This is a genomic window from Streptomyces sp. NPDC047869 (genome assembly GCF_040704065.1).
Classification (GTDB): Bacteria; Actinomycetota; Actinomycetes; order Streptomycetales; family Streptomycetaceae; genus Streptomyces.
In genome coordinates this window covers 50,075-72,060 of sequence record NZ_JBEYRK010000004.1, presented here as the reverse complement: position 1 = coordinate 72,060, position 21,986 = coordinate 50,075, and the positions used below count along the sequence as shown (strand labels likewise).

The 21,986-nt window shown below is 69.0% G+C and carries 27 protein-coding genes; 15 read left to right on the top strand and 12 right to left on the bottom strand.

Annotated elements, in window-relative coordinates; translation table 11 throughout:
* Positions 1-98: 98 nt before the first annotated feature.
* The 4 genes from holA to AB0924_RS07180 all read right to left on the bottom strand — a co-directional run bounded on the left by holA (position 99) and on the right by AB0924_RS07180 (position 5,028).
* Positions 99-1,088 carry a DNA polymerase III subunit delta gene (gene holA / locus AB0924_RS07195; protein WP_358927342.1) on the bottom strand — a complete coding sequence of 330 codons (990 nt, stop codon included), beginning with the start codon at positions 1,086-1,088 and terminating at the stop codon, positions 99-101.
* Positions 1,089-1,235: 147 nt separating this feature from the next.
* Complete coding sequence (locus tag AB0924_RS07190) at positions 1,236-1,481, bottom strand: hypothetical protein (RefSeq protein ID WP_351659459.1); 246 nt, start codon at positions 1,479-1,481, stop codon at positions 1,236-1,238.
* A gap of 33 nt (positions 1,482-1,514) precedes the next feature.
* On the bottom strand, positions 1,515-2,417 hold the full coding sequence (locus AB0924_RS07185) for an arylamine N-acetyltransferase (protein WP_358927343.1): 903 nt from the start codon (positions 2,415-2,417) through the stop codon (positions 1,515-1,517).
* 28 nt (positions 2,418-2,445) lie between these two features.
* Entirely contained in the window at positions 2,446-5,028 is a 2,583-nt protein-coding gene (locus AB0924_RS07180; RefSeq protein WP_366910880.1) for a ComEC/Rec2 family competence protein, read from the bottom strand.
* A 151-nt stretch (positions 5,029-5,179) separates the two neighbouring features.
* On the opposite strand from AB0924_RS07180, the gene AB0924_RS07175 reads away from it, so the two are divergent.
* The 6 genes from AB0924_RS07175 to AB0924_RS07150 all read left to right on the top strand — a co-directional run bounded on the left by AB0924_RS07175 (position 5,180) and on the right by AB0924_RS07150 (position 9,521).
* Positions 5,180-5,377, top strand: coding sequence for a hypothetical protein (locus AB0924_RS07175; RefSeq protein ID WP_366910879.1), 198 nt, complete (start codon positions 5,180-5,182; stop codon positions 5,375-5,377).
* A complete protein-coding gene (locus tag AB0924_RS07170) occupies positions 5,374-6,069 on the top strand; it encodes a hypothetical protein (protein ID WP_366910878.1) in 696 nt (231 codons plus the stop codon). Before AB0924_RS07175 ends, AB0924_RS07170 begins: the two co-directional genes overlap by 4 nt.
* The gene (locus AB0924_RS07165; protein ID WP_366910877.1) at positions 6,066-6,383 is read left to right on the top strand and encodes a hypothetical protein; all 318 of its coding nucleotides are present in this window, start codon (positions 6,066-6,068) and stop codon (positions 6,381-6,383) included. Before AB0924_RS07170 ends, AB0924_RS07165 begins: the two co-directional genes overlap by 4 nt.
* Positions 6,384-6,385: 2 nt before the next feature.
* Positions 6,386-6,571, top strand: a complete 186-nt coding sequence (locus tag AB0924_RS07160; protein WP_366910876.1) for a hypothetical protein — start codon at positions 6,386-6,388, stop codon at positions 6,569-6,571.
* A gap of 87 nt (positions 6,572-6,658) precedes the next feature.
* Positions 6,659-8,740: a cell division protein FtsK gene (locus AB0924_RS07155; RefSeq protein WP_366910875.1), complete on the top strand. Its 2,082-nt coding sequence runs from the start codon at positions 6,659-6,661 to the stop codon at positions 8,738-8,740.
* Between the two features lie 445 nt (positions 8,741-9,185).
* Entirely contained in the window at positions 9,186-9,521 is a 336-nt protein-coding gene (locus tag AB0924_RS07150) for a hypothetical protein (protein WP_366910874.1), read from the top strand.
* A gap of 100 nt (positions 9,522-9,621) precedes the next feature.
* On the opposite strand, the gene AB0924_RS07145 is transcribed toward AB0924_RS07150, so the two are convergent.
* Both AB0924_RS07145 and AB0924_RS07140 read right to left on the bottom strand, forming a co-directional pair.
* Positions 9,622-9,852 carry a hypothetical protein gene (locus AB0924_RS07145; protein WP_366910873.1) on the bottom strand — a complete coding sequence of 77 codons (231 nt, stop codon included), beginning with the start codon at positions 9,850-9,852 and terminating at the stop codon, positions 9,622-9,624.
* Between the two features lie 76 nt (positions 9,853-9,928).
* On the bottom strand, positions 9,929-10,252 hold the full coding sequence (locus tag AB0924_RS07140) for a DUF6233 domain-containing protein (RefSeq protein ID WP_366910872.1): 324 nt from the start codon (positions 10,250-10,252) through the stop codon (positions 9,929-9,931).
* Positions 10,253-10,498: 246 nt separating this feature from the next.
* On the opposite strand from AB0924_RS07140, the gene AB0924_RS07135 reads away from it, so the two are divergent.
* Positions 10,499-11,128 carry an HNH endonuclease family protein gene (locus AB0924_RS07135; protein WP_366910995.1) on the top strand — a complete coding sequence of 210 codons (630 nt, stop codon included), beginning with the start codon at positions 10,499-10,501 and terminating at the stop codon, positions 11,126-11,128.
* 57 nt (positions 11,129-11,185) lie between these two features.
* Here AB0924_RS07135 and AB0924_RS07130 read toward each other — a convergent pair whose 3' ends face one another.
* Entirely contained in the window at positions 11,186-11,773 is a 588-nt protein-coding gene (locus tag AB0924_RS07130; protein ID WP_366910871.1) for a hypothetical protein, read from the bottom strand.
* Positions 11,774-11,902: 129 nt separating this feature from the next.
* Between AB0924_RS07130 and AB0924_RS07125 the strand changes: the two genes are divergently transcribed.
* The 6 genes from AB0924_RS07125 (at position 11,903) to AB0924_RS07100 (ending at position 15,766) form a co-directional block, all read left to right on the top strand.
* Positions 11,903-12,481, top strand: a complete 579-nt coding sequence (locus AB0924_RS07125) for a DUF4352 domain-containing protein (RefSeq protein WP_366910870.1) — start codon at positions 11,903-11,905, stop codon at positions 12,479-12,481.
* A 76-nt stretch (positions 12,482-12,557) separates the two neighbouring features.
* Positions 12,558-12,953: a hypothetical protein gene (locus tag AB0924_RS07120; RefSeq protein WP_366910869.1), complete on the top strand. Its 396-nt coding sequence runs from the start codon at positions 12,558-12,560 to the stop codon at positions 12,951-12,953.
* Positions 12,954-13,078: 125 nt separating this feature from the next.
* On the top strand, positions 13,079-13,819 hold the full coding sequence (locus tag AB0924_RS07115; protein ID WP_366910868.1) for a DUF6879 family protein: 741 nt from the start codon (positions 13,079-13,081) through the stop codon (positions 13,817-13,819).
* Positions 13,816-14,664, top strand: coding sequence for a helix-turn-helix transcriptional regulator (locus AB0924_RS07110; RefSeq protein ID WP_366910867.1), 849 nt, complete (start codon positions 13,816-13,818; stop codon positions 14,662-14,664). The genes AB0924_RS07115 and AB0924_RS07110 overlap by 4 nt, the downstream gene beginning before the upstream one ends.
* A 221-nt stretch (positions 14,665-14,885) precedes the next feature.
* Positions 14,886-15,251, top strand: a complete 366-nt coding sequence (locus tag AB0924_RS07105) for a hypothetical protein (RefSeq protein ID WP_366910866.1) — start codon at positions 14,886-14,888, stop codon at positions 15,249-15,251.
* A 221-nt stretch (positions 15,252-15,472) separates the two neighbouring features.
* Entirely contained in the window at positions 15,473-15,766 is a 294-nt protein-coding gene (locus AB0924_RS07100; RefSeq protein ID WP_366910865.1) for a helix-turn-helix transcriptional regulator, read from the top strand.
* Between the two features lie 27 nt (positions 15,767-15,793).
* On the opposite strand, the gene AB0924_RS07095 is transcribed toward AB0924_RS07100, so the two are convergent.
* Both AB0924_RS07095 and AB0924_RS07090 read right to left on the bottom strand, forming a co-directional pair.
* Complete coding sequence (locus tag AB0924_RS07095; RefSeq protein WP_366910864.1) at positions 15,794-16,390, bottom strand: hypothetical protein; 597 nt, start codon at positions 16,388-16,390, stop codon at positions 15,794-15,796.
* 13 nt (positions 16,391-16,403) lie between these two features.
* Positions 16,404-16,661 carry a hypothetical protein gene (locus AB0924_RS07090; protein WP_366910863.1) on the bottom strand — a complete coding sequence of 86 codons (258 nt, stop codon included), beginning with the start codon at positions 16,659-16,661 and terminating at the stop codon, positions 16,404-16,406.
* A 249-nt stretch (positions 16,662-16,910) separates the two neighbouring features.
* On the opposite strand from AB0924_RS07090, the gene AB0924_RS07085 reads away from it, so the two are divergent.
* Positions 16,911-17,039 carry a hypothetical protein gene (locus AB0924_RS07085; RefSeq protein WP_366910862.1) on the top strand — a complete coding sequence of 43 codons (129 nt, stop codon included), beginning with the start codon at positions 16,911-16,913 and terminating at the stop codon, positions 17,037-17,039.
* Positions 17,040-17,112: 73 nt separating this feature from the next.
* Entirely contained in the window at positions 17,113-18,078 is a 966-nt protein-coding gene (locus tag AB0924_RS07080) for a hypothetical protein (RefSeq protein ID WP_366910861.1), read from the top strand.
* A gap of 1,083 nt (positions 18,079-19,161) precedes the next feature.
* On the opposite strand, the gene AB0924_RS07075 is transcribed toward AB0924_RS07080, so the two are convergent.
* From AB0924_RS07075 to AB0924_RS07065, 3 genes are all read right to left on the bottom strand, one after another.
* Positions 19,162-20,082 (bottom strand): hypothetical protein, encoded by a 921-nt coding sequence (locus AB0924_RS07075; RefSeq protein ID WP_366910860.1) that lies wholly within the window; start codon positions 20,080-20,082, stop codon positions 19,162-19,164.
* Positions 20,083-20,284: 202 nt separating this feature from the next.
* Positions 20,285-20,617, bottom strand: a complete 333-nt coding sequence (locus AB0924_RS07070; protein ID WP_366910859.1) for a hypothetical protein — start codon at positions 20,615-20,617, stop codon at positions 20,285-20,287.
* 623 nt (positions 20,618-21,240) lie between these two features.
* Positions 21,241-21,534, bottom strand: coding sequence for a hypothetical protein (locus AB0924_RS07065; RefSeq protein ID WP_366910858.1), 294 nt, complete (start codon positions 21,532-21,534; stop codon positions 21,241-21,243).
* Between the last annotated feature and the right edge of the window lie 452 nt (positions 21,535-21,986).

The window sequence follows — 21,986 nt, the reverse complement described above, 5'->3', positions numbered from 1 at the left end:
CGCCGGCCGCCACGGGGCGACTGGATCAGGCCCGGCTCGCCCTGGGCCGGTGCCGGTGGGCCCGTGCCGGTGGGCCGGTGGGCGCGAGGTGACCGCTGTCAGCCCCGGCCTCGGGATCGCGCGGCCCGGGCGATGGTCACGACCGCCTTCTCCAGCGCGTACTCGGGGTCGTCCCCGCCGCCCTTCACGCCCGCGTCCGCCTCGGCGACCGCGCGCAGGGCCACGGACACGCCGTCCGGTGTCCAGCCCCGCATCTGCTGGCGCACCCGGTCGATCTTCCAGGGCGGCATGCCCAGCTCCCGCGCGAGGTCCGCGGGCCGGCCGCCGCGCGCCGAGGAGAGCTTGCCGATCGCGCGCACTCCCTGGGCGAGCGCGCTGGTGATGAGCACCGGGGCCACACCGGTCGCCAGTGACCACCGGAGCGCCTCCAGTGCCTCCGCCGTCCGTCCCTCCACGGCCCGGTCGGCGACCGTGAAGCTGGAGGCCTCGGCCCGCCCGGTGTAGTACCGGCCGACGACCGCCTCGTCGATCGTCCCCTCGACGTCCGCGACGAGCTGCGACACCGCGGAGGCCAGCTCCCGCAGATCGCTGCCGATGGCGTCGCAGAGCGCCTGGCAGGCCTCCGGTGTCGCCGACCGGCCGAACGAGCGGAACTCCCCCCGCGCGAAGGCCAGCCGGTCCGCCGGCTTGGTCATCTTCGGGCAGGCCACCTCCCGCGCGCCCGCCTTGCGCGCGGCGTCCAGCAGCCCCTTGCCCTTCGCGCCACCCGCGTGCAGCAGCACGAGGGTGATCTCCTCGGCGGGCGACCCGAGGTACGCTTTCACGTCCTTGACCGTGTCGGCCGAGAGATCCTGCGCGTTGCGCACGACCACGACCTTGCGCTCGGCGAAGAGCGAGGGACTCGTCAGCTCTGCGAGCGTCCCCGGCTGCAACTGGTCCGGCGTCAGATCCCGTACGTCGGTGTCGGCGTCGGCGGCCCGAGCGGCGGCCACCACCTCCTGCACGGCACGGTCGAGCAGCAGGTCCTCCTGGCCCACGGCAAGGGTCACCGGGGCGAGAAGGTCGTCATTCGCAGTCTTTCTGGCCATCGCCTACAGCATCCCACGCGGCACCGACAGCGGACCGGCCCGCGCACCCGGACCGGACCCCGGCTTCTCCCCCGGCCTCTTCTCCGGCCTCTCCCCGGTCCGGACCCCGGTCCGGACCCCGAGCCGCGCCCCGAGTGGAGCCTGGAGTCACGGCTCCTCGCGCCAGCCGTCCCACCGGCCCGCGAACGCGTCCAGCTCGGCGGGGTCGAGCCGGCCGGCCTCGTCGCGCAGCGCCAGCAGCCACTGGGCGTCCTCGGCGTCGTCCTCCCCGGCCAGGGCGTCCCGGACCGGCCGGGGATCCTCGTCGATGCCGAAGTGCTCCGCGAGCGCCTCGGCCACCTCCTCGGCGGTGTCGCGGTCGGGCAGCACCAGCACATGTCTCACATCGCTCACGGACACATTCTCCGGCACCGGGCACGGCCCGGTTCAGCCCGCCCGGTTTCCCTGCCGCACCGTCGGAACGGCGGCCAGCTCGATGCCGAACCCCTCCCGGTACAGCGCCAGCACCTCCTCGTCCGTCGCCGGCTCCCGTGTCTCCTTCCTCCCGTCGGGTGACGTGGTGGTCAGCGCGCGTCCGCCGAGGGTGATCCGCCCGCCGTCCTCGGTCACCAGCGAGCACACCAGGGACCGGGTGAAGTGCGAACGCGGCGAGGTGCTGTGCCACCAGGCCCCGCCCGTGAAATCCCCGAGCGCCCGCGGCCGCGTCTCCAGCCGGTACTGCGGTCCGCCGTCCCGCAGCACGTCCAGGTCCCCGCCCCCGTCCGCCGGACCCGCGGCACCGGACGCACCGGCCGGGCCCGGAGCCGCACCGGTCACGCCGGCGAGGCGCGGAGCCGCACCGGTCACGCCGGCCGGGTCCGGACCGGCCTCCGTCACCCGGAACGTCCCGCCGGGGTCCTTCTGCTCACCGCGTTCGGCGAACGCCAGCGGATAGTGGCTGTGCGCCCCGAACCCGACATCGGCGAGCCAGTCGGCGCCGTCCGCCGTGCGCACCCGCAGCGCGAGATGGTCGTACGGGATGCCGAGGCGCCCCTCGTTCCCGTACACCCGTCCCGCCAGCAGCGCGACCTCGTAGCCGAGGGAGGCGAGCAACGCCCCGAAGGCGCCGTTCAGTTCGTAGCAGAAGCCGCCCCGTCGCCGTCCGACCACCTTGTCCAGCAGACGCTCCTCCTCCAGGACGATCTCCTCGCCCAGGTGGATGGCGAGGTTCTCGAAGGGGACGGTCCGCAGATGGCGCAGGTGCAGCTCGCGCAGCGCCTCGGCGGTGGGACGGTGCGGGCGCGCGGCCCCGATACGGCGGAGGTAGGCGTCTGCCTGGGCTGAGTCCATACGCCCAGTCTGGGCGAACACCCGCCGCTCAGTCTCTCGTCACCCGCACCTCCCCCTCCGTTCCGCCGTCGCCGCCGACCGCGAGCGCCCCGTCGCGGTCGGTGCGCAGCACCGTCGCCCCGCCGGCCCGCAGCGCGGCCACGGTCACCGGTGCCGGGTGGCCGTAGGGATTGTCGGCGCCGGTGGAGATGAGCGCCACCCGCGGGGCGGCCAGCCGTATCAGGTCCGGGTCCTGGTACGCCGAGCCGTGGTGGGCCACCTTCAGCACGTCCACCCCCGCGAGTCCGGCCACGGCCGGGGACCGCAACAGGGCCTGCTGGGCCGGGGGTTCGAGGTCTCCGAGCAGCAGCAGCCGCAGCCCGCCGGACCGCACGAGCAGAACGACACTGGCATCGTTCGGGCCGTCGGGTTCCAGTACCGGTGCCCGGCCCGGGGCGGGCACCGGGGGTGGCCACAGCACCCGCCAGCTCAGTGCCCCGCTGCGCCGCTCCTCCCCCGCCGCTGCCGTGGTGAGCGGGATGTGCCGTCGCGCCGCCTCCCTTCTGACGAACTCGGCCTGGTCGGCCGGTTCCTGGTGGTCCGTGGTCTCGATCTCGGCCACCGAGCGGCCCCGCAGGACACCGGGCAGGCCCGTGACGTGGTCGGCGTGGAAATGGGTCAGGACGAGCAGCGGGACCCGTGTGACGCCGAGTGCGCGCAGGCAGTGGTCCACGAGTTCCGGATCGGGCCCGGCGTCCACCACCACCCCGGTCCCTTCACCGGCCGCCAGCACGGTGGCGTCACCCTGCCCGACGTCGCACATCGCGTACCGCCAGCCCGGAGGCGGCCAGCCGGTGATCACCCAGGTCAGCGGTGCCGGCCGGACCACCGCCAGCAGGAGCAGCACGGCCAGCGCGCCGCACCACCAGGGGTGCCGCAGCAGCCGCCGCCCGGCCGGCACCACGGCCACGGTGACCGCCGCGAGCAGTAGCGCCCCGGACCAGCTCGCCGGCCAGTCCACTCCCGCGCCGGGCAGCGCCGCACCGGTCCGGGCGGTCTTCGCGATCCATCCGGCGGGCCAGCCGGCGCACCAAGCGAGCGCCTTGGCCGCGGGCATCGCCGCCGGTGCGACGGCCAGGGCCGCGAACCCGAGCACCGTGGCCGGGGCGACCGCCACCTCGGCGAGCAGATTGCAGGGCACCGCCACCAGGCTCACCCGGGCCGACAGCACCGCCACGACCGGCGCGCACAGGGCCTGTGCGGCGGCGGCCGCGGCCAGGGCCTCGGCGAGCCGGGCCGGCACCCCGCGCCGGCGCAGCCCCTCGCTCCAGCCGGGCGCCAGCACCAGCAGCGCACCAGTGGCCAGCACGGAGAGCAGGAACCCGTAACTGCGGGCCAGCCACGGGTCGTACAGCACCAGCAGCAGCACGGCCGTGGCCAGGGCGGGGATCATGGATCTGCGGCGTCCCGTCGCCAGGGCGAGAAGGGCGACCGAGCCGCAGGCCGCGGCCCGCAGCACGCTGGGGTCGGGCCGGCACACGATCACGAAGCCGAGCGTGAGCGCCGCCGCCAGCAGCGCGGTCGCCCGCAACGGAAGTCCCAGGCGTGGGGCGAGTCCGCGGCGCTCGGCGCGCCGGGCCAGGCCGGGCGGCCCGAGGAGCAGGGCGAGCAGGATCGTGAGGTTGCTGCCGGAGACGGCGAGCGTGTGCGCGAGGTCCGTCTCCTTGAACGCCTCGTCGAGTTCCGGCGTGATCCGTGAGGTGTCGCCGACGACCAGCCCGGGCAGCAGCGCCCGGGCGTCCGCGGGCAGTTCCTCGGTCGCCTCCCGCAGCCCGGCCCTGAGCCGGCCCGCCAGCCGCTGCGGACCGTTCGGCCCCGCCACGATCTCCGGCTCCGGATCGCCCCGTACGCGCAGCACGGCCGCGGTGCGGTCCCCGCCCGTCAGGGCGGGCACCAGCCGGGCGGTCACCCGCAGCCGGGTGGACGGCAGCAGTCCGAGCCAGGCCGTGCGCACCTCGTGCGGGGTCCGCGCGGTGGGCACGGCTCCGCCGGGTGGCGCCCTCGGCGCCGGGACGTCCCGGTCCACGACCATCAGTACGGGGCTCCGCGTCCGCACGGTCCTCCCGTCGTCCTGCTCGACGCGCCGCACCTCCGCCCGGGCCAGTACCGCCACCGGTGCCGCGTGGTCGCCCCGCACCCGTGGTCTGCTGAGCCAGGGGTCGCCGCTCAGCTCGACCTCGGCGGTCACGGTGGCGAACCGCCGCGCAGACTCCGGCACCGGGCCCCGCCGTACGTCCGCTCCGTGCAGCCCGGCGGAGGCGGCGGCCGCGGCCACGCACAGGAGCACGGCGGCGACCGGAGCGCGGGACCGGTCGAGCCGGCCGGGACCGGTCCGGCGCCGCGCCGACAGCAGAGCGGCCCCGGCGATACCGCAGCCGACCGCGAGGACGGCACTCCAGGCGGGCGAGGCGCCGAGCACCACGGCAGCAGTCCCCCAGGCCGCGAGAGCGGGCGGCACCAGGCGCAGGTCGGCCGGGGCCTCGGGCTCACCCGGGTGGCGGCTCCCGCGCTGCTCCCCGGGAGTTTCCTCGGCGGGTCGCGCTCGCCCCGCTCCGGCCCCTCCCCCGCTCATGGCCGCACCATCGCGCGCAGGTCGGCGAAACGGCGGTCGCCGAAACACCACCCCTGATCTAGCAAACGCTGCAAAGCGGCCCCGCCGGTGATCTCACCACCGGTACGAGGCCTGGTGGTCCGACGCCCTCACTAGCAAGGGAGCCAGACCAATGGAAAACGTACCCACCCCCCGCCGCGAACTCGACGACGCCGCTCGCCGTCACGTCGCCATCGCCCGGCAGCTTCTCGTCGAGACGGACGCTCTCGACTACACCACCCTCACCGAACCGGACCTGTGCCGCCTCATCGGCCGGCTGGAGGTCGTCACCGCCATGCTGATCCTCACCATCGAGGGCGGCGACCGATGACGACACTCGCCGCATACGACTCCACCCGGGTGTGGCTCCAGCGTCTCTCCCTCGGCGCCGGAATCGCGTTCACCGCGACCGCCGAGTACGACCTCGCCCGCAGCCTCGGCGCTCACCCCGGCATTGCGGTCATGCTGCCGCTCGCCATCGACGCTTACGTGATCGCCGCCCTGCGGTGGTTCCGGGCGTTCGACATCACGCTGTCCCTCACGCTCATGGGCGCCGCGCAGGTGGCAGCTCACCTGCTCGACGCCAGCGTCATGAAGGTGAACATTCCGATGGTGGTGGTCGTCTCCCTGCTCGTACCGGTGGCCCTGTGGCGTACTCACGCCCTCGCCCGGAGCGAGGCTGAGGTGACCACCCCGGCGCCCCCCGCCCACCCGGCGCGGGTGGTGACCGAGGTGGCCGCCGTGCCCGATCCCCTGCCCTACGCGTGGGACGCATACGCGACCGCCCGGCCTACCAGCAAGGTGACCGCTTCCCTGCCCGCTTCCACCCCCCGGCGGGTGGTCACCGAAGTGGTAACCCTCACACCTGCTGAGCTGCGGAAAAGGGCTCAGAGGCTGAACCGGAAGGCGGTCACCGAGACCGGCCGCCCGGTGACCATCGACCGGCTGCGCGCGGAGCTGGGGCTCTCCCGTCGTGACGCCACCGAACTGCGCCGCGAGATCGTCGAGGGGACGCGGTCATGAACCTTCCCGCACAGGGTCCGCAGCATGACCAACTTCAGCCCATCGGCCTGACCGCCGACGGACAGCCGATCTACCCGTGGCCGGTCACCCCTGCGCCGGTACCGCAGACGCCGCTGAAGGCCTACCCCGTCGGCACGTACATCGGCTTCGGCTGCCTCGGCATCCTCGCCCTCGCGGTCGTCGGCACGGTCATCGTCGCCGTCCTCATCGGCCTGTCCATCGCCCTGGTGGTGCTCGCCATCGCAGTGACCGCCCTGACCATCTGCGTGCTCGTCCTGCGCTCCATGTGGCGCGACTACCGGAAGGGGCTCTGACGATGCCGGTCTCCAAGCATGACCCGTACAACGCCCGCGAGATCGCGCAGATCATCGCCCTCGGCATCCGTATCGAACGCCGCCGCGCCTATGGCAAGCCGACCGCCGCCCTGGAGCGGCAGGCCGACCGGATCCGGGAGAAGGCGCAGGAGCGAGAGGACGCCCGCGCCAAGGCCCGCAAGAAGTAGATCCGCCACGGGGCGGCCGTCACCCGGCCAAAGAAGACCGGCCGCCCCGTGCCCCTGCCCCACTGTGAGAGACAAGGAACGAGCTGCATGACGGACACCGTCATCCCCGCCAACGCCGAGACCCTCGCACCCACGTCCGCCGAGACCGGCATGCCGGCCCCACCGCCCCTTCCCGTCGACAACCCGAAGCTGCCCGAGCCCGGAGTGACCACCGAGAAGCGGCGCCCCGTCATCGCCCCGTGGCTGCGCTCCCGCCGTGACCTGCTGGCCACCGTCGAGCGCGCCGCAGGTCACGCCGGGTACGCCACCGCCTATCACGGCCTGCGTGCCCCCTGGTACGCCACGCAGCTCACTCTCATGGCACCTCGCGGCGCCGCCCGCCTCATCACCGCGACGAACCGATGGATCTGGGACCGCGAGGCCGCGCCCCTGCGGGACTACGCGGTCCGACAGGAGGACGTCGAGGAGTACATGCGCCTGGCCCGGCTGCGGGCCGGACGCGTCCGCCTGCGCGGCCTAGTCACCATCGTGGCTTGCGTGTTCGGCCTCGGCTTCGCCCTGTGGCTGTACGTCATGGCCCCCGCATTCCTGTACGCGTTCGCGGCTGGCGGGGTGCTGACCATCGGTTACTTCGGCCAGCAGCCCGACGCCCCGGTCATCGGCCCCGCCGTGATGCGCACCGAACTGCAGAAGCTCACCGGCACGATCGTCCTGCGCGCCCTGGAGTCGATCGGCAACCCCCGCATCACCGCCGCCATCAAGAAGAGCGGCGACATGAACGGCATGCGCTTCACCAGCGAGATCACCCGCGACGGCCCCGGCTACCGCGCCGACCTGGACCTGCCGTACGGAGTCACCCCCGAGGACGTCATGGAATCGCGGCAGGCCCTCGCCTCTGGCCTGCGCCGCAAGCTCGGATGCGTCTGGCCGTCCGGCGACCCTGACGAGCACGAAGGCCGGCTGATCCTGTGGGTCGGTGACAAGCCCATGAACGAGACGACCAAGCCCGCCTGGCCGCTGCTGCGAGAGGGCGAGGTGGACCTGTTCAAGCCGGTCGTGTTCGGCAACGACCAGCGGATGCGGGACATCGTCGTCACCCTGATGTTCGCCTCCGTTGTCATCGGCTCCATCCCCCGCATGGGCAAGACGTTCCTGCTCAGGTTGCTGCTGCTCATCGCCGCCCTGGACCCGCGCGCCGAGCTGTACGCGTTCGACTTCAAGGGCACCGGCGACCTCGGCCCGCTGGAGCCGGTCTGCCACCGCTACCGGTCCGGCGAGGAAGACGAGGATCTCCTGTACGTGGTCAACGCCATGCGGGAGCTGAAGGACGAACTGCGCCGCCGCGCCAAGGTGATCCGCCAGCTGCCCAAGTCCCGCTGCCCCGAATCGAAGGTCACCCCCGCGCTGGCCAGCGACAAGAGCCTCGGGCTGCACCCCATCGTCGTCGGCTTCGACGAGTGCCAGGTGCCGTTCGAACACGAGAAGTACGGCGCCGAGCTGGAGTCCATCTGCACGGACATCGCCAAGCGCGGCCCGGCCCTCGGCATCGTCGGCATGTTCGCCACCCAGCGCCCCGACGCCAAGAGCCTGCCGCCCGGCATCAGCGCGAACGCCGTGCTCAGGTTCTGCCTGAAGGTGATGGGGCACACCGCGAACGACATGGTGTTGGGCACCGGCGCCTACAAGGCCGGCATCCGCGCCACCATGTTCAGCCGCTCCGACCGCGGTATCTGCTGGATGTCCGGCGAGGGCGACGACCCGCTCATCGTCGCCTCCGCGTTCGTCGACGGCCCCGGCGCCGAGCAGGTCATCGCCCGCGCCCGCCAGCTCCGCGAGGCCTACGGCAACATCACCGGCCACGCCATCGGCGAGGGCCCGGCGGAGTCGGCCGGCATGGACGTCCTCGGCGACATCCTCAAGGTGGTCGGCGCCGACGAGGAGCAGGTGTGGAACGAGCGGATCGCCGCCCGACTCACCGAGCTGCGACCGGACGTGTACGAGGGCTGGACGGGTGAGAACGTCACGGCCGCGCTCAAGCCCTGGGGCGTGAAGACGAGCCAGGTGTGGGGCAGCACCGACGACGGCGAGGGCAAGAACCGGCGCGGCATCAAGCGCGCCGATGTCACCGCCGCAATCACTCGGCGTGACGCCGATAGGGCAGCCGCCTGACGCTCGCACATCCGCTAGACCTAGCAGCCCGCCCTGCTAGGTCTAGCACCCCTGCTAGCAGCACAATCCACCCGTGACCTGCCATCTAGCGTCTAGCAGCAAGGGCGGCGAGACACGGGAAACACCCAGGAACGGAAGGGAGAGAGACTCCCTTGTTGATTGCTATGGCCGCAGCTCTTCTCTTGCTCGGCGGTTACGCAGTGTTATGCGTGGTCCGCCCGTTCACGCCGTGCCGCCGGTGCCGCGGAGCGGGCGAGGTCGAGTGGTTCAGGAAGGTGCGGACGTGCCCGCGCTGCCACGGGCTCCGACTTAGGCTGCGCGTCGGCTGTCGTGCGCGCAACGCCTGGCGACGCACACACGACACCAGAAGGCGACGGTGACCCCGTCCATTGAAGTTCGCGCGAACAGCTGCGTTTTAAGGGCTTGGAGGTGCATCCTGGGCGGCATGTCAGCACAGGGGGAACCGACGCCAAACACGCATCTGACCTACGCGCCGCGACCGCGCATGTTCCGTGAGCCGTGGCAGCGATGGGCGTGGGCGGCGCTGCCGCTTGTCAGCATGTCCGTCCTCGCCTTTGTGCCCTTCGTGGTGGCTTGGCGCCGCAGCATCGTCCCAGCGTGGGTGGCGGCTGTTTACTTCACGGGCAGCGCAATCGTGTGGGGCTTCGCGATGGTCAAGCCCGATGTCAACGCGTTGTTCCCCATCGCCGTGTGGGCCTTCATGATCACAGCGATCGTTCACGTGGTGCGACTGGACCCGTTGAAGACCCAGGCGAAGTAGACCGCCGCACCACGGGATCAGGCCCCCGTCTGTTGACGATGCTCACAAGCAGAAGAGCCCCAGCCGACTGACGTACTAGTCGACCAGGGCCGCTCCGCGGTCAGACTTCGACACCCCTCACGCCGTCGCTACAGACGGCGCAACGCTGGCCGCGCAGCAGCGGGCGCGACCAGTCGATGTCCGGCTTGACCGTGTAGTCGACGGTGATGCCGTCATGGAACGGGAAGGAACCAGCCTCGGCGTCGTAGGCGTGGACACAAGCGTCGGGTTCGTCGTCGCGCAGACGCCCGTTGCGCTCGGTCGCCTCTATGGCGATCTTCAGAGTACTCATCTGCCGAGTATGTGGTTCTGTGCCCCACGGACGCCAGAAATTACCGCTATGAGTTGTGATCCACGAGGCGGCCTTCCTAGTCGAGAACGCCAAGGGCCGTGTCCGGTCGGCAATGCGGGCACGCCGGTACCTGCTGCCGAAGTGCGTCGATGGCCTGCTCCCGGGTGGCCGGTCTGCACCGCCCGCTCTTCCTCGCCGCCCAGCAGCCGCCCACGTGCACGGCGTCGAGGTTCCGCCGGTTGAGGCCGTACTGGATCAACCACTCCGGCTCCGGGGGACGCCGCTCCTCACCCTGCCGACGCTCGGCCTCACGACGCTCCTCTTCGGCGATCCACCGGTCGATCAGGGCGAGCTGCCGGGTGGCCTGCTGTTCCACCACCCGGCGAGCGAAACGCAGCATGTCGAGGCGCGTAAGCGGACGGGAATCGTTCACATGTTCGATCGTAATGCCGAGTGAGGCAGCACAGCCCTCCGGCCCCCACGACCGACGAGCACACTTACCGACCGATCGGAGTACGGACCGCCCGGACGTCGGGCGCGTCGCCTCGCGGGCTCGCTACGAAGATCACGCCCCGTCCGTGACCTTCGAGAGGACCACTCAGTGCGCTTCGCACGCACCGCTGCCGCGGCTGCCGTCTTCGCCGCCCTGCTCGCCCCCACCACCGCCCACGCCGTCGACGCTGCCGAGCGCGACCCTGGTCAGACAATCACCGCCCCGGTCCGCGATGCCCTTGCTCTACTCCCCATCCGCGACGAGGACCGCACCGGCTACGACCGCACCAAGTTCCGGCACTGGATCGACGCCGACCGCGACGGCTGCAACACCCGGGCCGAGGTACTGAAGGCGGAAGCCGTCGTCGCTCCGGAACAGGGCGCTCGGTGCCTGCTAACCGGAGGCGAGTGGTACTCGCCCTACGACGATCAGTACATCCAGGGGCCACGCGGCCTCGACATCGACCACCTCGTCCCGCTCGCCGAAGCATGGGACTCGGGTGCCTCGACATGGACGGCGGCGGAGCGGGAGGCGTACGCCAACGACCTGGGCGACGACAGGGCCCTGATCGCGGTGTCCGCCGCCAGCAACCGCAGCAAGGCCGACCAGGACCCGAGCACCTGGCTCCCGCCGGCCGAGGGCTACCGCTGCGAGTACGTCACGGACTGGATCGCGGACAAGATCCGTTGGGGCCTGAGCATCGACGCCATCGAGCAGGCATCGCTCACCGACGTGCTCAGCCGCTGCCCAGACGTTCCTGTCACCGTCACGACGGCCCGGTAGCCGCTCTGTGAAGGACGTGCCGCAGCCGGAAACTTCGCCACGGCCGCGGCAAGTCCTTCACTGCGCTCGCGAACGGGCGAATCGGCCCTGCGCGTCTTCAATGAAGTGACTCAAAGTGGAGCGAAAGACCGCCACCTTGGCGTCACAGTCGGATCGGAGCGCCGACGTGCCCTCCACTCCATCCATGCGCGCTGCCCCCCACAGCACCACCGCAGACACCACATCGCTCAACGCCTGGTTCACCTCGGTCGCTCTGTCCGCGTAAGCGGGCTCCGTGCGGAAACGAAGGGAGTTCTCGGCGGCCAGACATGCTCGCAGGGATCCGGTTAGGACTGGCTGTACGTTTTCCCGCGTACCGAACCCGAGGCGCTCCAGGTTCTGAAGAGCATCTGGATCTGCATCACAGAGAGCTACCGCGTTACCCACTTGCATGCGCGCCGTGTTGAGCTGAGCAACAAGCTCAGCGAACGCATCAACCTCAGCTTGCCACACCGCGTCTTCTCGCTGTCCGTCCAACTGGAGCTTTACGCCGTCCACGGCGGCGCGGCCCTGAGCCCGCCCGGCGAGGTATCCACCCAGCCCACCCACCACAGTCGATACAGCCGAGATGGCAGCAGCCCATACGGCTGCGTCTCCTTGATCCATAAGCCGGATTGTGGCAGCCCATCAGAGGTCTGACGCTCGCCTTGGCATTACAAGATGGACACAGGGTCTACACACCTTCGCCACCGCGTGCATGATGCACCTTCAGCAGCAAAGAGCCCTGGGGGGACCATGCACACCCGCACTGCCGCGCTCACCGGCGCGCTGTTCGTCATCGCCTCCGCAACCGCATGCAGTGGCGGCGACGCCAAGCCGGCGCCCACCGTCACGGTCACGAAGTCGGCGACCGCCGCGCCCAGCACCGATGACTCACAGACCACCGACGGCGTTTTGAAGATGGGCGCGAAGAAGGCCATCGACGACGACGCGAACGACGTCCACATCACCGTTCAGGTCGTCGACTACCAGCAGCCCTACAAGGGGCCGCAGCCGCAGAAGCCCGCGGACTTCCAGGGCGGCGACATCTGGGCCACGATCAACATCAAGGTCTGCAACATCAGCGGCCCCAACATCAACGTCAGCCCTACGCCGTGGTCGTTGGCATACGAGGACGGCACAAGCATCGAGCCCACGGGGCTCTCCGGCGGTGACATGCCGAAGCCAGAGTTCCCCATGGATAAGCCCGTCAAGGCAGGACGCTGCGCAGCGGGGCTCGTCGCCTACCCGGTACCGAGCAGCAAGCAGCCTGAGCGCATCGTGTACGCACCAGACGGCACCGACCCCATCGAGTGGGCGGTCACGAAGCCCTGAGAACGGACAGCGTCTTCCCGACGCAGAGGGAAGACGCCCCCTATCGCCTCGCTTACCCGACTACGGAAGTGGATGGATGGCACACAACCTCTCCAAGGAAGAGTCCCCTCTTCAGCCGGAACCCCAAGCGTTCAAGGGGTACATGGCGACCGTGACGCTCCACGCCGACCGGGCCGAGATCAAACGCAAGTTCATCGGCAAGGTCACCGGCGCCAAGGACTCCGTGATCCCGCTCAGGGACGTCATCAAAGTGGTGTCCAAGGAGCCGACGAGAGCGTGGAACGGCTACGTGCAGCTCGCCACGGAGCAGGACCGGGGACGTCTCGTCATCGCCACCGCCCAGGCCGAGAAGGCCATCGCGAACAACTCCCGAACCATCATGTTCACCTGGAATCAGCGCAAGACCTACGCCGCCTATCTGGCCATGGTCACCGCCGCTGTGGAGGCGCACGGCGGCCACCCGCTCGGTTAGACGCGTCAGCAGGTTGCGCGCAATCCCCGTGACCGGGCGTGAGCGCGCAATCTGCTGCAATCCCGCTTCCCTGCCGCGCCATCCCGCGCATTCTGGGAACTGACCGACCTGGAGGCGGAGGCGACATGGCGCTGAGGTTCATCGGTACGACCAGCGATGACGGGGACTGCCCGACCTTGTACGAGATCGAGGGCACCGACGAGATCCTCGTCCAAGGGGACCGTGAGACCGATCCTGAACACCTCGCGCAGCTGCGCGACGTGAAACCCTCCGAGACGTTCGTGCGGGTTCCGCGCAGCTTGCTCACCCGCTACGCCCCGAGAACCCCCGCCTCCGAGCTGCTGCCGTTCTCCACCATCGCCCACCTGTTCCGCGATTTCCGGCACACCGCCTGGCGAATGGAGACCCGGCGCGGGTACGCCTCCGACCGCGACAGCCCGAAGTGGGCTCGCTGGCAGGCCGGCGAGGACATCGCCCAGGACCCGGCGAACGCCTGGCGGAGGAACGTCACCGAGCAGACGTCCGCCGGGAAGCGGTTCGAGCGCGTTCGCCTCGTCGACGACCCGCCCACCGACGGACAGCGGTTCCTCTTGGCGAGCGCGCCCGGCAACGTGGCCGCGGGAGAGGACATTCGCGTTCTGACCCGTGCACAGGCCGAGCAGCTGCGGCTGCCGGACTACGACTTCTGGCTGTTCGACTCCCGCGTGGTCGCCCGGTTCGCCTTCGACGAGGACGACACCACGCTCGGTGTGTACGTCACCGATGACCCCGCTGAGGTACTCGCCGCATGCCAGGCCCGAGACGCCGCCTGGCATCACGCCGTGCCTACGCAGAAGTTCGCGCGCCGGGTAGCTTCGAGCGTGTGACCACCGACTTCCAGACGGCCCGCGAAGCCCTCGGCGCCCGGCTGCGTGAGCTGCGCGCCGAGGCCGGGCTGGAAGGCAAGGAGCTGGCCGCCCGGCTCGGATGGCAGACCTCAAAGGTCAGCCGCCTCCAGAACGGCAAGCAGACCCCCAGCCGCGAGGACCTGACCGCGTGGGCGCAGGCCCTCGACCGTGCGAACGTGGAGCCCGAGCTGCACGGGCTGCTAGCGGGTCTCGACATGAAGCAGCGCCACCGCTCATGGCGACGACAGCTGGCCGGCGGACACCGGGGCCGCCAGGAAATCGCCGTGCGGCAGACCGAGGCCACGTCGGTGATCCGCGGCTTGGAGGTCTCCCGGATCCCGGGCCTCTTCCAGACCCCGGAGTACGCGCGGGTCATCTTCGACGCCAACGCCGACTTCCGGCAGATCCCGGCCACCACCGAGGACGCCGTCGAGAAGCGGATGCGCAGGCAGGAAGCGCTGTACGACCCGGAGAAGGCCTTCCGCTTCCTCGTCTGCGAGGCCGCGCTGTACCACCGGCCCTGCTCGGCGGACGTCATGGCGGAGCAGCTTGACCGCCTGTACAACCTCGTCGGGCAGCGTCGCATCGAACTCGGCATCATCCCGTTCGGTGCCCAGTTGCGCCGCACGGCACCGCACGCGTTCTGGATCTACGACCGGCGCCTCGTCATCGTCGAGACGATCAGCGAGGAACTCTGGCTGACCGGCGAGGAGGACATCGTCCTGTACGAGCGGGCATGGGACTGGCTCGCCGAGTCCGCCGAGTATGGCACCCCGGCCCGACGCCTGATCGGGCGCGCACGGGCCTCTCTCGACCTGTCGTAGGCAATCGGCAGCAACTGCCGCAGCGGCGCGCGCAATCCGACGCAATCAGCACGTAGGTGCGCAACCGGCGTCCATACCGTCAGGGCATGCCGACGCACCTCCCCCTCGCGCCGACGCGGGCTGGTCAGGACTGGCTTGTGTCCTGTGCCCCGGACCCAGCGGCGATACGACGTGCCTGGGACGCTCAGCAGCTTCCGTTCCCCACCGGCTCGTGCTGGCGGGTGGCTCAGGCACCGCTGTCCAGCTCCCTAGAGGCCCTACGACGGATCGGCGGCATCCACCACGGTCCCGTCCTCGCCGACACCCGCAAGGCCCTGGCCTGGTGGCTGCTTCCACCCCACCTCACCGACGATCTCGACGACGTCCACCGCATCACCGTCCACGCGGCCGGCTGGCCGCTGGAGTGCCCGCCCGTCATGCACTCCCTCGGCGGCAGGTGGTGGCTGGAGAAGCCGGACGGCACCGGTCAGCTCACGGACCCGACACTCCTCGCCGCCGCATTCGGCCCTGGCGGCTACCGACCGACAAGGAAGGCACGCTGTGAACTCGCGGGTGCAGAACGACCCCCTGGATCTGCCTCTGCCTGAACCGTGGCCCGAGCCGCATCCCGGCTGCGACGTCTGCGGCGCTCTCGCCCGGGAGCGGCTCGCAGCCCAGGCAAGTGGGGATTACTCGAAGGTCACGGACGTCAATATTGAGATTCGGGCGCACGCGTCGCCACACCGTCGGAAGCAATCCGGATCCGCGCACGAAAGGTGGCACGCGAGTCGGCGGAAGGCCCGCAACGCTCGATGGGGAGGGGGTGTTTATGACGGACGAGACGATGACGCTAGCTGATCTACGTAGGCGGGCAGGCCTGTCTCAGGCACAGGTGGCCGAGCGGATGTTCGTGAGTGACACCCAGGTCAGCCGCATCGAGGCGATGTACCCCCAGGTGATGTTCCCGACGCTGCGCGCCTACTTGGACGCCATCGAGGTGGACATCCGCTTCTCCCAGGAGCCGGGCGTCAACGTGCTGTCGGGCGAAGTCGTGGCCGACACGACCCGGGTCTATGCGGCGAGCCGCCGGAAGGACCCCACCCGGGGAGGTAAGCGAGCCTGAAGCGCCAGCCTCCCCGGAGGCGATCTGTCAGGCGATCTTCAGCGCTCCGGCCGACCCGCGCAGCAGGCTGTGGCCCCGGATGTCCCGGACTCGGGCGGCGGGATGCTTGGGGCCGAACTCCTGCTTCATCAACTCCGCCACGACGTGCTGGACCATCGTGTCCACGGGCACCGGTGCCCAAGGCTTGCCGCCCAGGTGCAGGACCCCGGCGCCTCCGGCTCCGGACTCGTAGTGATCGACCGCCTCATCCCCCAGTGGGAGCCCGAGAGCCAGCAGGCGGGCGTGTGCGGCGCTGACGGCGGTGTTGTGGTCCCGGAGGGCGGAGACGAGCTTCTCCAGCGCCTGCGTGGCTTCCCGACGTGCCTTGTCGACCGCTCCGGCGGAGTCGCTCAGCTCGGCGCCCATCTTCTTCAGCTCGGGGGCGTGCGGGCGCTCCGCAGCCTTGCGTGCCTTCAGCGCCGCGTCCTGCCGTTCCTTAGCGGCCTTCAGCTCAACCAGGCGGCCCATCTCCAGCCGGACGGCGTCCGCCGTCTCGTCCCGGTTGGCCATGCGCAGGCGCTTGCCTCGCTCCTTCATCTCGGTCACGCGGGCCTCGGCCCGTTCAATGTCCTGCTCGGTGATCACATGAACTCCTCGGTCAGGAGATAGTGCGGCGGGCTAGCATCCGCCGCTGCTCCGGGTCGGCAGCCTGAAGCGCTTCCGGTTCAGGGGCGGCGAGGGCGAACGCGCCGCGCGCCGCGCTGATGGCTCGCAGGGCGGCCAGGTCACCGGCGAGGGCGGCCTCCTGATGCTCAGCGAGGGTGCGGAGGTAGGCGCTTGATGCACCGCGAGCCTGGCCGTATGCCGAGGCTTCGTATGCTGCCCGGACGGCGTAGATGTCGGTGGGCTCACTCATCGTTGCGTTCCTTTTCGGCGCAGCCGGACTGATTCAGGATTTCCTTTGCCTCCAGCATTCTACTCGAAAAGAGGATTGAGAGGCAGGGAATGCGAAATCGTCAACCCTCATCCGTCAACAATTACTTTGCTCAAATTACCTAAAAACCTTTCGGGTTGCAGCGCGCACCCCCTCGCGATATTTCCAGCTTCCATGGCACTATAAGACTTCCGACATAAGGGGCAAAACGATGCACTCCCTCACGTCGACATGTTCGGCGCGTACGGCGTCCCGCTAGGCGTGAAGGCCGGGTACACCACGCTGCCGGAGATGCCGTACCGCGTGCTGGAGCTGAAGCTGCCGCTCGTCATCAACGACGTCGACACACAGACCGTCTAGGACCTGTCCGGGCTGGCCGGCCGACTCTCTGAATTCGATCGCCCGGTGGTGCGCGGGCGACTACCGTCCCCTCATGGACGATTCCCTCTCGTTCGAGAGCCTGCTTACCGGGGCAAAGAAGTTCGCCGGGCTCGCGCTGCAAGCCCACCGCGACCGGGACGACGAAGTGTTCGTCCTGCACACGGGCGTCAGCATCGAGCGCTTGATGAAGGCGACCCTTGCCAAGACCAATCCCGTACTGCTGATGCAGACCGGCGCCGTCAAGGATGACCGGGCTCTCCTGCACTTCGCAGGGCTCCGGCCTCATACGGAACGGGTCCGGACCGTCAGCGCCTCAGCGGCTCTTTCGCGCATACGGTCGGCAGGGTGGCTGACGAGCGATCCGGAGCTGGACGAGCTGATCGAGCTGCGCAACGGTGTCGTCCATCTTGGGCCAACCGAAGCGGAGAGCGCGGATGTCCTGGCCACGTTTGGCCGTACGACCAACGCCTTGCTGGCCCGCCTCGGAATTGACCCTGCGGACTATTGGGGCAACCAGTACAGCGTGATCGAAATTTCACTAAACGATCAGCTCGAAAAGGTTGAGCGTGATGTCAAGCGGCTCATCGAGCAGGCTCGCCACCGCTACAGAGAACGGACGCGCGGGTTCCCCTTGGAAGCCGTGCAGGCCCTCAGGGACAGGGCCGTGGTAACGGGCCTGACGCCCCCGACCGAGCGAGACGGCCAGTTCGCCGTCGGCCACGTCGTCTGTCCCGCGTGCGAAAACCCGCACGCAGCCGTCATGCTCTTCACACACGAGGTAGAGAACGAACACGCTGCAGCGGTCGATCGGCGTGAGTCCTACGCCGGGTACACGTGCACGCTGTGCGAGCTGCCATTGGCGACCATCGAGCACGCGGAGGCTGCCGGCATTGACGTTATGGACGCTCAGCTGCCCGAGGCTGTGGTCGCAGTGGCAAGAAACGCGATCAAGGAATTCCTGAAGGTACTGCAAGTCCTACCCCTGCCCCAAAAGCCACCCCAATCTGTCTCTGAGTAGTCCTGCGAGAGTTCCGGTCTCGGCCGGGGCCTTCGCATGCCCGCGCTGCGCCGGCCTTCCGCGCACGAGCCGAAATGGGGCCCGGTGGCGCTGCTGCACGCCCTAGGGACCGCTCTCTCCGCCGAGACGAACCCGACCGAAACGACCAAGGTGTGGGGCCCCGGCTGTTCCAGTGCCGCATTGAGCGCCCGATGGTCGGTGTCTCGGACTGTCACGGCGCGCACCCTGAAGGGAGGGCAAGTCCGTGCCGGAGATCCGCGAGCAGCTGATCATCCCGGCGGGCAAGCGCACGGGCGAGCACCCCTCGATCCGGACCGTGTACCGGCTGCTGGGCTCCTGAGGCCCGCGAGACGCCACGGCAACAAAGAAGCCCCTCCTCCATCCCGGAGAAGGGGCTCTCGTTATGTCGCCCGTCAATCGCCTGGTCCGGGTGCTGGGGCCGGCGGATCAGGCGGCTCGGGACCGGGAGGCTCCTGTTCGATGCCGAGGACATCTCGTACCGCTCGGATGTACGACAACCGCGCTAATTTTGTTCTCTCACGATGCGCAGAGCTCCGGACAAAGGCCACTGCACCGGAGTCCCGGTCATAGGCCAATGCGCAGTCCCTAAACTCTCGGGCCGCCAGGATCACAGCCCGTGGTCCTTCAAGGGTCACCTGCGACATGGCTACTGATAGCGATACAGCCATGGAAGTGTTGCGTGGGTTTCGCGTCACGTCGTCCGCTGCCCTTAGGAACTCGGTGTACGCCTGACGACGTCGGTCTTCCGTCCGGGTGCGCCGTTGGTCGTCCAGGGTGGCCTGCACCGTATGGAGCAGCGCGTCGGCCTGGCGGTCCACGGCGTGCCGTGCGGCCTCGGCCTGCCGGTGCCCGGCGCTCCGCGTGTACCACCCGGTGACGATGCTGCCTGCCACCGCTGAACCGGCCGCGATCAGCGCGACCCCCCATTCACTCACGGGGGCATTGTGCCCTCGCCAGCGTCGCCGTGACGGCCTTACGCCAGGGCCGACCGGCACATCGGTGAGCGACTCGACTCCCGACTCACCACGGGGCGTTGAACACCGATGCCACGGGGCTGGGCGGCTACGCCTTCTGGGTGCCGTCTACGGAGCCGGTCTGCTGCTTCGGCACCCGCTTCTTCGACCGCGGCTTCGGAACCTGCCTCTGTGCGGGCTGCTCCGCGTCCGACGGCGTCCTGCCGCTCAGCCGTGCGCTGTTGTTCAGGATCTCGGTGATGACCTGCTTCCGGACTTCGTCCTGATGCTTTTTATCGAGCCTTCCGACAAGACGTTCGGCAGCAAGGTAGTAACCGTTAAGCACCGGCTGATCGAAATATCGGTTCAGTTGCCCGATTGCCTCTTTGTACAGGGTCAGGTAAGTGCGGCTCAGATACCCGGAAAGGAGAGTGCTGAATGCGGCCAGAGCACCGATGAACCATCGAACCTCTTCCAGTGGGACCCAGGCCCCTCCTACGGCCGCGCATACCAGGAGCAGCATGCCGACACCCATGGCCATACGGGAAGACTTGAACGACTTATCTGCTTGCTCAGTGACAATGTCGTGGTACGTCTTGATCTGCTCCTGGTTCACTTGCATGAGGGTAGCCAGCTCGCTGGCCTGCTTCAGTTTTTCCAGCGCCTGCCGAGCGTACTCCTGCTCCGCCTTGATCCTCTCTTCAAACTCGACATTTTGATTTTTCATGTACTTGCGGCGTTCCAAGAGCCATGGGACCCCGAGAACCAAAAGAAGGAGAAGAGCAATACCGGCCAATACAAGCAAGGCGAGAACCAGCGGAAAAGTATCCGCTGCACCTTTCTTATCGACGACCGTAGACGCGACTCCAACTATGGACGACACCGTCGCGACAGCCGTCGCGGCGGCGACCATGAAGCCTTTAACTGAATAGGATTCATGCACCTTGCGGTGGCTGGAATATTGGATGTCCCCCGTGTAGATATGGCTAATGTCGACGAAGTTATCCTCATCCGAGTGAGTCACCGTCACGCTCTCCCCTGAGATCAGGTCCGGAAGCCTAGACGACGTTGCCCCCGGCAGTGAGTCACTCCGTGGAACTGCTGCGTGGGCGGGGTCGGATCTGTTCAGCGGACTACGGCTATCCGCTCCGGCAGTCGACGGCGGCCAAGCACGCACAGAGCGACGGGTTGCCCCGCGCCGGGGTGAGAGGGGGACGGGAGCGCAGTCGACTTCAGGCCGTGGAGCCACCCCGGGAGTAGGGCCGAACAGCCTGAGGCCCGTACTTGGTCATCCTCTCGCACCCGGATACCTGGTGCTCGCATGGTGGTTGGCGTTTCCGATCCTCGGTTACAGGGTCGGGGGACGAGTCGGAGCCGTCGGTGTCCTCGGTGTCGTCCTGCCCCTTGGCCAGACTCATGAATACGCCGCCCGCGACGACGACGAGGGCCACGCCGCCTCCGATGATGTTCTTCTTGTGCTTCTTGAACAGCTTCTTCACGGTCTCGGCGACGGAGGTGGGCTCGCCGTCCTCGGAGGGATTCTGGTCGGGCGTGGAGGGACTCACCCGCACAGACCTACCGGACCCACCCCTCAACTGTCAGGCATTCACCTGACATCGCCCAATCAAGTTCGGTGGTCCGTGCCCACGACGTTCGCGGCCGGCGAGTGCCGCACTCAGTCGACGGCACCCCCGAGCGATGGGGTGCGAGAACCTCCTTCGGCGCTCTGTGCGGCACTGGGGGTCCGGCAGATGCAAAAGACCCCGCACCCGCAGCAGCGGGGCCGTGAGAAAGGCACTCAGGGCCTCATGCCAGGCGCTGTACAAGTCTGCGCGGGAACAGGGCGAGTTGCGTCCACGCCGGGGGGCGAGGGATAGCGTCCAAGCCCGGCCCCGTGAAGCTGATCAGGAAGCGTCTGGGGGCTCCGTCGGACTTCTCGACAGCGGACAGTCGTACGACCCGCACCGAAGCCGTCACATCGCGACGCTGTCCCCACTTCGAGGCTCCGGCACGCAGGGCGCGCTCGGTACTGAAGTCGACGCCCTCGACTACCTCATGCCATCGGCCATCCGCCCACTCGGGCCAGGCCATCTCTCCCTTGACCATCTCCCCGCCCTCAATCTCACGTTGGCTAGTACGGAGGCGAGTCTGATGGTTGATCAGGAGCACAAACGCGGACAACGTGTGATCATGTGGGATTCACATCACCCTTGTGAGTGACGGGGCGGACCATCACCGGGCCACCGCCGTCCACCCAGACGCGGAGGCTGGCACGGCGGCCGGCTACGGCAGGGGTGGGCAGGTCGGGGTTGTCCTCGGTCCAGACGAAGCTGATACGGACCCGGCGGGGATCCCGGCACGGACGGACCGACAGCACCTGCGCGCGCGTGAAGGCGGACATCGGTGAGGCGCGGATCTCGACCGTCTCCCCGGGAGTGGGGAGCCAGGCCGGCCGACGCTGTGCGGTACGGCGGATCAGCACGGAGCCTCCATAGGGATGAACGGACATAAAGGGCGATAGCACGTGTTGGGTAAACGATCTTGGACGATCGGTCATCCAGGGGGGCGATGACGGCGCCGGAGTCCATGGCCTGAGTCAGGGGCTTGCGGCCGGTGCCCCAGTGCGACGAGACGCTGACCGTCGGGCCGACGCAGGTCGATCGGGCGATCAAGGTGCCTGCGATCGATGCTGTGGAGGCCCTGGGGGACACTACGTGTCCCCCTACCAGGGTTCTAACCCCCGGTTTCGACATGCGCCGTAACGCCTCTGACCTGCGGTTCTTGGGTTTCGACATAGGGGGTTTCGACATGGGTTCCGACGGAGGTTTCGACGCACCCGTGTCGAAACCTGTTGTAACCCCTATGACCTGCCGAAACATCGGCGGTGCGATCTTCGATGCCGTAACCTCCTCGGACCTAACGTCGAAACCACTT